This is a genomic window from Rhodohalobacter sulfatireducens, assembly GCF_022012475.1.
In the GTDB taxonomy this organism is placed as follows: Bacteria; Bacteroidota; Rhodothermia; order Balneolales; family Balneolaceae; genus Rhodohalobacter; species Rhodohalobacter sulfatireducens.
In genome coordinates this window covers 1-11543 of record NZ_JAKLWS010000057.1, presented here as the reverse complement: position 1 = coordinate 11543, position 11543 = coordinate 1, and the positions used below count along the sequence as shown (strand labels likewise).

Here is an 11543-nt window from a genome sequence, read left to right as displayed (position 1 = left end):
TACACCAATCCCCAGCTTGACACTGAGGATGCTGATGCACAACATTTAATGGAGGTTGAAAATATTGATCCTGATAATCTACTGATTGACCAGGGATACATATCACTGCAAGCAGAAAGCCATCCTACTCAATTTAGGAGCATTCAGGTCAAGGTTCTTGAATAATCACCTGTTATCCCACTGGATTTTTTTTCGAAGAGTACTTTCAGTATTAAATCAAACATAACATATACAAATGAGGAAAAACTAATGAACCAATCACTAGGCCATATCTTCTCAACAATCATGATTTTTGTCCTGATTTTATCTGGATGTACTTCGAATGGTACCTATGAAGCCGAAAATTATCCTATAGAACCTGAAATTCTAGGATCAGGTAATGTAAACTGGACCGAAACACAAACCCCGGATGGGTGGACGATGGTAACCAATGAAGGCGGGTCTACCCTTGGCTATTCCAAAAGTTCCGGTCTTAACCTTATTCAGGCAAACGGGTATGCATTCAAAGACCTCAACAGAAACAACCTACTGGATCAATTTGAAGACTGGCGTGTCGACCCTGAGACAAGGGCAACGGCTATGGCTAGTGAGTTCACAATTGAGCAGATGATGGGCATGAAAATGAACCCATTCGGTTTTTATACCGTGAGTGAAGATACCCTGGATGGGAACATGAAAAATGCCCTTGAATTAAATTACAGACAATTGAGAGCCCCCGGTGAAAACGTAGATGCTCGTACAAAAGTCAGTTGGAATAATATGGTGCAGGCGTATATTGAGGGCCTTGAAGATATTACTGCTATTCCAGCCGTCTGGATGGATGACCCTCGGTCGGGAGATGTATCAAACTGGCCTGGAAACCTGGGTCTAGCTGCAACCTTTAATCCAGAAATCGGTGCCGAATATGCAAGGCTGACATCTGAGGAATGGCGTGCCATGGGAATCTCCATGCAGGTCGCAACACAAATGGACCTGGCAACAGAACCAAGATGGTGGCGTATTCCAGGTACGTTTGGTGAAGACCCTGCTCTGTCAATGGATATGGTCAGCGCTATTATTAACGGATGGCAATCTACCTACGATCAGGACGGCAATGACCTAGGCTGGGGCGATCACAGTGTAAACAACCAGATGAAACACTGGCCTGGTGATGGACCCGGTGAGGGCGGACGAGAATCGCATACCCGTGATGGGGCCTATAATGTATACCCAGGTGGACAATTCTGGACGCATACTCTTCCGTTTGCTGCCGCTATGGATCTGCCCGGGAAAACAGAAAGCATAACTGCTGCCATGACAAGCTATTCTATCAATCTTGAAGCCAATGGTTCTCCCATTGGTGGAGAACGCGTTGGTTCAAGCTACAGCGAATACATAATCAATAACGTGTTGAGAGGAATGTATGACTGGGATGGTTATATCCTGACGGATTTTGGAGTCATGAATACAGAGGGAGGCAGATTGCCATCATCCAATTTTGGTGTAGAAGATTTAACTCAGACAGAATCTATGCTGGGTGTATTAGAGGCCGGAGCGGATGCTTTCGGTGAGATTGGAGAGGCCTTCCAAGGGGATATTGATCAGGGTGTTAAGGCCTATGAACTTGGAGTAGCAAAGTTGGGACAGGAAGCCATGGACGAAATCATGAAGAAGTCAACCGAGAGAATCCTGAGAACTCATTTTAATATTGGGATAGTTGATAATCCCTATCTCAGTCTCGAAAAAGCGGAATCGGTTCCTGATAATGAAGAACATAATGAAAGAGGCTACCAGGCCATGCTCAAATCTATTGTTATGCTAAAAAACAGTGATGACATAATTCACGAGGCATCGGTAGAAGATGAAAAACCCAGGGTTTATATCCCCAGGGTCTACGTAGCCGCTTCCGGTGGGTTTTCCAGGACACCGGCTTCTGCGGAGCCGGGATTTGATCTAGAGATTGCTGGTCAATATTACGATGTTCTTACAGATGAGGTAACAGAAACATTTACTGGTCCCCCCGACGAAGATGGAAATCCGACGCTACATCCAGATGACATTATACGTGCACCGAGATCAGAAATAGCCGATTGTGATTTCTCTATTGTTAAAATCAACAATCCCCAAAATGGCAATCCAACTTTCCTGGGATATGGTGGGGTATCACGCGATGGTGAAAAATACACCTATCGGCCTATATCTCTACAGTATCGTCCATATACTGCCAATTCAGAATTCGTGCGTCAAGAATCTATCAGTGGAGATATGATTGAGGTCACAGAGAATGGAGAAGAAAAGCTGGTGAAGGAGAATCGCTCCTATTTCGGGGAGACGGCCATCATTACGAATGAAAGACATTTAGACCTTGTATTGAACACCGAATCTATCGCAGAGAAAGTCATTGTTGCAGTGGACATGTCCAATCCAATGGTTTTTCACGAATTCGAGAGTGAGGTTGATGCGATTGTTGTGGGATTTGGAGGTAGTGTATCTGACGAAGCATTCCTTGAGATTATCACAGGACAGGTAGAACCATCCGGTCTGCTGCCACTTCAGATGCCCGCGAACATGGAGACAGTAGAGGCTCAGCTCGAGGATGTTCCGCGCGACATGGAGCCTCATGTTGACAGCAACGGCAATGCCTACGACTTTGCGTTCGGCCTTAATTGGTCTGGTGTGATAAATGACAATCGAACCGAAAAGTATAATGTGCCTCCGATAATTGGCAACTCGCCAAATTAAAACTATAAAAGAGTAAGTGGGATATATATACAGATATTTCAGAATTTGCTCGAAGGGCTCTGGCAGATCGCGAGGAGTACATTGACCAGCTACCTGCCGAACCGTTTCTTTTGGTCCTGAATGATAGCTCCGACCGGGTAAAAATCGCGGCCATAGTCGGATTGGGACCTATGGGCCGCCCAGAGACGACCCAAGCCCCGCTGGATATTCCTGTTCCACCTTCATTTGAGCCTCCTGAGCCTAGAACAGAAGGCCCCCATGCGTCTCCTAATTCAGCCATTATCCCAGCACACGAGGCAGTGAAAGATCTTGTTGATATTGGAAATACAGAACAAATTCTAGAGTGATGTACTGATAGAATTTTCCCGCCCAATCAATATCATTAGTGATATTTAGATGGCTTTTTGTTTCACCCAGAGATTTCCGAATTAAAGTTATCGATTTCTACCCAGTACCTGTGGGTCCTAATGCCAATTCGAGAATATTTGTTTTCGCTTATCGAGAAAGTTGAAAAGGAGTTATTAAGTTTGTCAGGAGAATAACTGATTATCAATTTTTTGCGGAATGAACCAAAGGTTAACAGTTTTCTGTAAATGGATTTTCATAAAACTGCACTCTGACATCCACTGAAAGAATCTGAAGAAAACGGAGATAGATCACAAAAATCTTGAATTGCAATGAAACTCTCTGCAAACCTTCGCTAACAATTACCCGTAAAGGGTTAGAATTCCAGAAAATATCTGAATTTATGAGCACAGTTCTTAATTATTGATTGTTTTCTTAGAAAACCTGCTAACTAGACAGCAAATATGAGCCCGATCAAGGTATCTTAACTTTTCTAAGTAATGAAAGTTAAATTCAATTATTATGCCAAAAACAGTCCATTTTCCGCGAAAATAAAATTGTAATGATCTATCATATCTTATAAATCAGAAATTTCAGGTTTTAGAAGTTGAATCGATAAGAGTTGCCTTTTAAACACAGAATATTCAAAGTTGAAATACCTGATTTTTGCGGCTATTGTCTCTATTTACGCAAAAAGCGATGAATGGTACTTTTGAGGTCCTTCATAGAAATGGTGTAATAAAAACGCATCCATTCAATTTTTTCTGCAAATTACACGGTAAATTAGTTGTTCATAGGTTTGAATTTTTTACTACCGGCTCAGAAAAAAAATCCGTAGTGAGCAGGAAAAAGAAGTTTTTTGCGGAAATCATTACATTTACCGCGAAGATCTGATTCCTGATAACTTATCATGAAGTGAAGATCGAATAGTTAAAAAGGCTCTTGAAAGGAAATCTGCATCTTAAGTATTAAAACCGCTTCATGTAATCATTTTTATGACTCTTTAGTAATTTGAGGTTTATTCTGGATACTGGTTTCCAAAGTTCTGTTTCGGAAACATGACGTTCAATTCTAATCATTTAGGCAAAAAAAGGTTTTATGAATCACTCATACCTATCAAAACTCTCCGTCTGTCTTTTACTGATTGCTGGATTTATTTGTATCTCCTGTACGGAAGAAAGAGTTCAGCGTTCAGCACCTCAAAACCCGAATGTACTATTTATCATTGCGGATGATTTTGGTGCTCATGATATGAGTGCTTTTGGAAGTGATTTTTATGAAACTCCTCATCTTGATTCACTGGCATCCCAAAGTATGATTTTCACGAATGGGTATGCAGCTGCCAGGGTTTGCAGTCCTTCCCGGGCGAGTATTATGTCGGGAAAGTCTCCGGCTCGGCATGGCATTACAGATTGGATCGGTGCACCGGTGGGAGAAAATTGGAGAGAAAGGGGCCGACATACGAAGTTACTCCCTCCTGATTATGTGCGATCTTTACCGCACGCTTACACTATTTTGCCTGAGGCTCTCAAAATTGAGGGTTATACCACGTTTTTTGCCGGCAAATGGCATTTAGGCAGTGAAGGATCGTATCCCGAGAATCATGGATTTGATTATAATGAAGGAGGTTTTGAGGCAGGTGGTCCCTACACGGGTGGTTACTTTTCACCATTCAACAATCCAAAAATGGAGGATTACCCAAATGAAGCCGGGATGAGCTACTCCGAAAAACTGGCGAAGGAAACCTCCGATTTTATCAGGCAGAATTCTAACAGGCCGTTTTTAGCATTTCTCTCATTTTATGCGGTTCATGCTCCCATTCAAACTACGGAGGCCTATTGGCAGAAATATAGAGATAAAGCGGAGCGCCTGGGTATTGCGGATAACGGGTTTGAGATGGGATATTTTTTGCCGATACGAACGGTGCAGGATAACCCTGTTTATGCCGGATTGATTCAGCATATGGATGATGCTGTCGGGCAGATCTTAAAAACACTTAAGGAGATGGGAGTGGATGATGAAACGATTGTCATTTTTACATCCGACCATGGAGGAGTTGCCGCCGGCGATGATTATGCGACCTCCAATAAACCACTGCAAGGTGGTAAGGGAACACAGTATGAAGGCGGACTCAAAGTTCCATACTTCATTAATGTGCCATGGTTGAATCTTCAGGGGGATGAAAATGATACCCCTGTGACCGGCACTGATTTTTATCCAACTATACTGGATTTAGTGGGTGCCGATCTGCGTCCCAATGAGCACGTTGACGGTGTAAGTCTTAAGCCTGTTCTGGAAGGCGGAGAAATTGATGATCGGTTGCTCTTTTGGCATTACCCACATTATGGAAACCAGGGAGGAAGGCCCTCATCCGTTGTCCGGGATGGTCGCTGGAAACTGATTCGATATCACGCCGACAGTACAGAGGTTCTGTATGATTTAAGTACGGATATTGGTGAACAGGAAGATGTTTATGCAAATCATCCTGACGTTGCAGAGCGTCTTGGGAAAGAGCTGACAAATTATCTTGAAATGACCAATGCAAGGTTTCCAATGGCAGATCCACAATATGACCCGGAAGCGGAAGCACGCCACCTTGAATCGGTTGAGAACGAGTTATTGCCACGATTGGAGCAGCAGCGGCTGGAATTCCTTTCTCCCGATTATTCACCCGGTAACGAGTGGTGGGGGAGTGAGCCGGGTGAGGAGTAGTGGGATTTTATCGCTTCAAATCCGCCACTCTTGGAGGTCCTTCGGACTCTCAAGGTGGTCACTCGAACAACCTTCAAGAGTACGCAGCGAAGTAGAGTTCCTTTCCCAAAGGGATCGCCTTGCGCCAGTTTTTGTTGTTATACTCTGAAAAATAATCGTGTTGAAGGTTGAGGTGATAGAGCCACCACTCTAGAAGGACCTTGCGCCAGTTTTTTGAACGCCACTCTTGAAGGACCTTTGAATCTTTAAGGTGGCTCACATCATAATCTATACTTGTTTATTATTTTTGTAGAGTATCAATTCAGTTTAAAATTTGAATCGATGATGAAAAGTGTATTTTTAAATCATTATGAAAAACAAACTTTTATTTACGTTTACACTACTATTTTTATTGGTTGGATGCTCATCGGATGATACCTCTCAGCGCCCACCGGGAACTTCTTCCCAATCAGACACTCAAACCGGTCAATCTTATTCAGCTGATGATCTTCGAAATGCTTCTTTGCAGGGAGATCTTGAATCAGTCCGACAGATTGTGGATTCAGGAGTAAACATCGAAGAGGGGGATCAGCTTGACCGTACGCCCCTGATGTTTGCTTCATTTAATGGCCATTCAGAGGTTGTACAATTTTTGATTGAGCAGGGAGCGGAAGTTCAAAAACAAAACAGTGAAGGGCGAACCCCTCTGATGTTTGCTTCCAGCGGCCCATTCCCGGAAACAGTTGAGTTTTTGCTAGAAAATGGTGCTGATCCAAACATTAAGGATTCAGTAGAAGGTTGGTCTGCATTAATGTACGCTGCTGCGGAAGGGAATATGGAAGTGATCGAAGTACTGCTCGAGTATAATGCAGATATCAGTTTAGCAGACACAGACGGCGAAACAGCCGCAGATTTTGCGAGAAATAACGGCCATAGTGATGTGGTGGCACTTCTTGAGAATTAACCGCAAAACATAGCAATTTTACTCCTTGCCAGAGCTTCGATGGGCAAGGGCCATTGGAATCAGTAATCGACCAAAATATTCATAATATATTTTCTGACTTTCTTTGCGTCACTGTGGTAAAAAATCCTTGAGATGCAGATTAAAAACCTAAACATGATTTGGAACCATGAATATCACCTTTAAGATCTACCATAACCTGGAGCACTGTATACTCTTAACAGTACTTCTCTTTTTTATCACAAGTTGCTCTCAGAATCCTGATCCTTCAACCAGTAACCAACCTGAAAAGCCAAACATCATCATATTATTGGCCGATGATATGGGATATGGGGACCTGAGTGTTCAGGGGCATCCAGCCATCCGGACGCCAAATATTGACCAATTGGCATCCGAAGGGATTCGGTTTACATCCTTTCAAACCGCAGTCTGGTGTGTGCCGTCAAGGACCCAACTTATGACCGGCCGGTATATGCCTCGTGTTAATTTTGGCGGCGGTACCGGTTCGGATGGAGACGGCGGTTTGCCGGATAGCGAAGTCACACTGGCAGAGGGGTTAAAAGACGCAGGGTACTCAACAGGCATGGTTGGAAAATGGCATCTTGGATACAAGGAGGATCGCTTCTTGCCTCCCAATCAAGGGTTTGATTCCTGGTTCGGGTTACCATACTCCAATGATATGATTAAACCTTGGGTGCAAACGGATGAACCGCTGGGTTTTTATCGGGGGACGGAGATGGTGGAACATCCGATCAACCAAGACTCACTGACCGTACGGTACACAGAAGAAGCGGTCGCATTTATCGAAGGCCATGCGAATGGAGAACAGCCATTTTTATTCTATTTGGGATATGCGATGCCTCATCTTCCGGTGCGAACTACAGAGGAATTCCGGGGATCCTCCCGAGCCGGTTTATACGGAGATGTAATTGAGACGATCGACTGGAGTGTAGAACAGATTCTTGCAAAACTTAATGAAATGGGGATTTCAGAAAACACGATTGTATTTTTTGCCTCCGATAATGGTCCATGGCTAAATCTCCCCGACCGGATGCTTCAGGATGGGAATTTGCCGTGGCATGCCGGATCATCGGGACATCTTCGCGGTAGTAAAGCGACAACCTATGAAGGGGGGAGTCGTGTTCCGGCGATGATTCGATGGCCTGCTCAAATCGATCCCAACCAGGTTACCGATCAGTTGGTGGGAATGCCCGACATTTACCGAACCATGATGGAGATCGGTGGAGCCACACTGCCTGATCACACTCTGGATGGTTATGATCTAACTTCTTTTTTAACCGGTGAATCTGAAACCTCACCAAGAAATGAGTATGCTTATTTCCGATATGGGGTGTTGGAGGCGATAAGAATTGCAGAATGGAAGCTGAGAGTTATAGAGGAAGAACCGCAGTTATTTAACATGCAGGATGATCCGGGTGAGCGATTTAATCGAGCTGGAGATCATCCTGAAATTGTGGAGAATATTCGGCAAAGGATGATTCAATTGGCTGAAGAAGTTGGAAGTGAACTGCCCACACAAAATCCGTAAATCATGAAAAGTTTCAGAATCTGTATTGGCGTATTATTGTTGAGTTTGGGTTTGGTTTGGGTTGATGCGAATGCTGCTCAATCACAGGATCAACCCAATGTTTTGATTATCCTGACCGATGACCAGGGCTACCATGATGTTTCCTATTATGGAACCGGGGATCTGCAAACGCCGAATATTGATCAGCTGGCCGAAGAAGGCATGCGCTTTGATAACTTTTATGCCAACAGTTCGGTTTGTGCTCCTACACGTGCAGCTCTTCTGTCCGGCCAGTACCAGGATTTTGTAGGAGTTCCGGGTGTGATTCGAACCCATCCGGAGAACAACTGGGGATACCTGGATCCTGATGCAGTGATGCTGCCTTCGGTCATGCAGGAACATGGATACCACACGGCCCTGGTTGGCAAGTGGCATGTAGGCCTGGAGTCTCCCAACATACCCAACGATCGCGGATTCGATCATTTTCACGGCTGGCTGGGCGATATGATGGATGACTATTGGGAGCATCGCCGGCATGGCATTAATTATATGCGGCTGAACTGGCAAACCATCGATCCGGAGGGTCATGCCACGGACCTGTTTACTGATTGGTCGGTAGAGTATCTCAACGAACGTGCAAATGAAGAAGAACCTTTTCTTCTCTACCTGGCCTATAATGCTCCTCATTTTCCGGTTCAGCCCCCAAAAGAGTGGCTTGAAAAAGTAAAAGAGCGAGAACCTGAAATCCATGATACCCGGGCCAACCTGGTTGCTTTCATCGAGCATATGGATGCAGGAATTGGGGAAGTAATTCAAGCTTTAAAGGATAATGGTCAGTACGAAAACACCTTCATCATTTTTACGAGTGATAATGGCGGGCACCGGCCCAGTATGGCCAATAACGGTCCGCTGCGGGGAGCCAAACAGAGCATGTATGAAGGTGGCCTGAAAGTACCCACAGTTGTGACGTGGCCTGCAAAGATAAACCCGGGGACAAGTACACAACGAGTAGCATTAACAATGGATATTTTCCCGACTCTGTTTGAGGCTGCCGGGATTCCCTATGATGGTCCGTTAAATGGAAAAAGTTTCCTGCCGACGTTGCTGGGAGAGGAGCAGCCGCCACGGGAGGAACCGTTATATTTCTCCCGACGTGAAGGTGGTATCAGATATGGTGGGTTGACCATCCAGGCCGTTCAACTTGGTGACTGGAAACTACTCCAAAACAGTCCATTTAGCCCTCAGGAATTGTACAATTTGGCAAACGACCCCACTGAAGAGCACAATCGAATCCATGACAACCCGGAGAAGTACAAGGAGTTAAACAATATTATGCAGGAGTTCCTGCAAAAAGGAGGGCAGGTTCCCTGGCAGCGACCGGATGAATAATATGTCCATCAATACTCTTCACTAAGTTTTTGGAGCAATTCTATCAAACCAAAATGTTTAAATATTTAATAGGGTTCTTTTCGATTTTATGGTTCGTTAGCTGTTCGCCGGTTAAAAATGAATCTTTAGTTAAAGAGCAGTTTGATAATTTAGATATAGTTCCCAAATCTATCGCTTTTACGAATGAGGAACCTGTTAACAATGAAGGAGGACATCTGCAGGGAGTGCAATCTTATTCCCGGGGTGGAAAAGATTATGCTGTTGTAACAGGAAGTTCGAGCACATATTCCTACTATGGTATTGTCAAAATAAATGAAAAGCCGCATGTCGTTTCAGTTGTTAAAATCCTTGAGAAACCTTTTAAGCATGCCGGCGGATTCCAGATATTTGAAGATTATCTTGCTGTAGGAATTGAGGATAACGAAGAAAAGACCCGCTCCAAAGTGTATCTGTTCCACCTGGAAAACCCGGAAAATCCACCTGAGAATCCCATTGCGGTCATTAACCGAGAAGGTGCGTATGAAAGGGCAACTGCCGGTGCGGTAGGTTTAACAAGAGTTGGAGATAAATATTTATTGGTTGTGGGGGATTGGGACTCCCGTCATCTTGATTTTTATGTTGGTGAAACCAATGATGAAACAAACCACCCCGCAAATTTTCGGAAAGTTCATACAATAACAACCAGCCAAATGGATAGAAATAATTGGACTGATCCTAGATTTCATAGCTACCAAAATTTAAACCTGGTAGGCACAAAAAATGAGGAGTTATTTTTGGTTGGAATGGGGTATGATGAAAACCAGCAAAATGTAGCAGATCTATTCAAACTATCTACCAGTCAGTTTAAGACGTTTACTATACGGAAAATTGCTTCCAAAACATTCAAATCAAAAAACGGGGCGAATTTTCGATCGGGGGCCGGAATTTCTTTTAATAACAATCGGCTCAAAATTATTTCCAGTCCGGATCACATATTAGAAAAATCTTTTTTAAACGTATACAGTACTGAAACCGGAAGGGAGTAGCCCCAATCGTGGTTTACAGATTCTTGGGGTAACTCTTTTTCCAAATAAATTTAAACTCCTTTTTAAGATGTAAGCATATTTAAAGGAATTGTGAGGTGACTTTTCCATGCCAATTATTAATATTCTTATGCTGAGTAGACATTAAATAATAATCCAAAAGAGATATGGCAGTTAATAGGCGTAATTTTTTAAAAGGGTCATTAGCACTGGCAGGTGGTTTATTGCTGCCTTCACATCTGGTAAGCTGCACTGGGGCAGAAGAAGGTAATGTATTTGATATTGTTGTGTATGGTGCTACATCCGGCGGGGTTATAGCTGCGGTCTCAGCCGCACAAAAAGGGATGTCAGTTATCCTGATTGAACCCTCTTCTCATCTTGGAGGCTTAACAACTGGCGGACTGGGTCGAACCGATATTGGAATAGAGGGAACCATCGGAGGACTCTCTTTAGAATTCTATAACCAGATCCGGGAGTACTATCGCTCTGATGAACCCTGGATTTACGAAGATAGAATGGAGTATATGGATCATAGTGTCCTGCTCGAACCGGGCAGTGAAGGAATGTTTGGCTTTGAACCTCATGTAGCCAGGGAAATTTACGAAGGAATGCTGGACGACGCCGGTGTATCTGTCGTGATGGAAGATCGACTTATTCTTGGCGAGAGAGGAGTTACGAAGAGGAATAACCGAATCACTGCCATTGAAACTGAAGCCGGCAATATTTACAGGGGGAAGGTTTTTATCGATGCTACGTACGAAGGGGACCTGTTGGCGATGGCCGGAGTCTCCTATCATGTGGGTCGTGAATCTAACTCTACCTATGATGAAACCTTAAATGGAGTTCAGAAGGTAAGAACTCACAATCATATATTTCCGGGCTTTGT

At 43.9% G+C, this 11543-nt stretch carries 7 protein-coding genes; all 7 read left to right on the top strand.

All coding sequences use genetic code 11. The annotated features are described in order from the left end of the window. Positions 1–249: 249 nt before the first annotated feature. The gene (locus tag L6773_RS20730) at positions 250–2721 is read left to right on the top strand and encodes a glycoside hydrolase family 3 N-terminal domain-containing protein (protein ID WP_237856577.1); all 2472 of its coding nucleotides are present in this window, start codon (positions 250–252) and stop codon (positions 2719–2721) included. A gap of 1443 nt (positions 2722–4164) precedes the next feature. Next, entirely contained in the window at positions 4165–5778 is a 1614-nt protein-coding gene (locus L6773_RS20725; RefSeq protein WP_237856576.1) for a sulfatase, read from the top strand. Positions 5779–6127: 349 nt separating this feature from the next. Next, a complete protein-coding gene (locus L6773_RS20720; RefSeq protein WP_237856575.1) occupies positions 6128–6721 on the top strand; it encodes an ankyrin repeat domain-containing protein in 594 nt (197 codons plus the stop codon). Between the two features lie 166 nt (positions 6722–6887). Continuing rightward, a complete protein-coding gene (locus L6773_RS20715) occupies positions 6888–8267 on the top strand; it encodes a sulfatase family protein (RefSeq protein ID WP_237856574.1) in 1380 nt (459 codons plus the stop codon). 3 nt (positions 8268–8270) lie between these two features. Next, positions 8271–9635, top strand: a complete 1365-nt coding sequence (locus L6773_RS20710) for a sulfatase family protein (protein ID WP_237856573.1) — start codon at positions 8271–8273, stop codon at positions 9633–9635. Positions 9636–9688: 53 nt separating this feature from the next. Further along, positions 9689–10660, top strand: coding sequence for a hypothetical protein (locus L6773_RS20705; protein WP_237856572.1), 972 nt, complete (start codon positions 9689–9691; stop codon positions 10658–10660). A gap of 164 nt (positions 10661–10824) precedes the next feature. Next, the coding region (locus tag L6773_RS20700) for an FAD-dependent oxidoreductase (RefSeq protein WP_237856570.1) at positions 10825–11543 on the top strand (719 nt) is incomplete at its 3' end.

What these genes read in the sequence shown, in the direction of transcription:
- L6773_RS20730 (WP_237856577.1), top strand. Translation starts at nt 250, where the DNA reads ATGAACCAATCACTAGGCCATATCTTCTCAACAATCATGATTTTTGTC.
- L6773_RS20725 (WP_237856576.1), top strand. Translation starts at nt 4,165, where the DNA reads ATGAATCACTCATACCTATCAAAACTCTCCGTCTGTCTTTTACTGATT.
- L6773_RS20720 (WP_237856575.1), top strand. Translation starts at nt 6,128, where the DNA reads ATGAAAAACAAACTTTTATTTACGTTTACACTACTATTTTTATTGGTT.
- L6773_RS20715 (WP_237856574.1), top strand. Translation starts at nt 6,888, where the DNA reads ATGAATATCACCTTTAAGATCTACCATAACCTGGAGCACTGTATACTC.
- L6773_RS20710 (WP_237856573.1), top strand. Translation starts at nt 8,271, where the DNA reads ATGAAAAGTTTCAGAATCTGTATTGGCGTATTATTGTTGAGTTTGGGT.
- L6773_RS20705 (WP_237856572.1), top strand. Translation starts at nt 9,689, where the DNA reads ATGTTTAAATATTTAATAGGGTTCTTTTCGATTTTATGGTTCGTTAGC.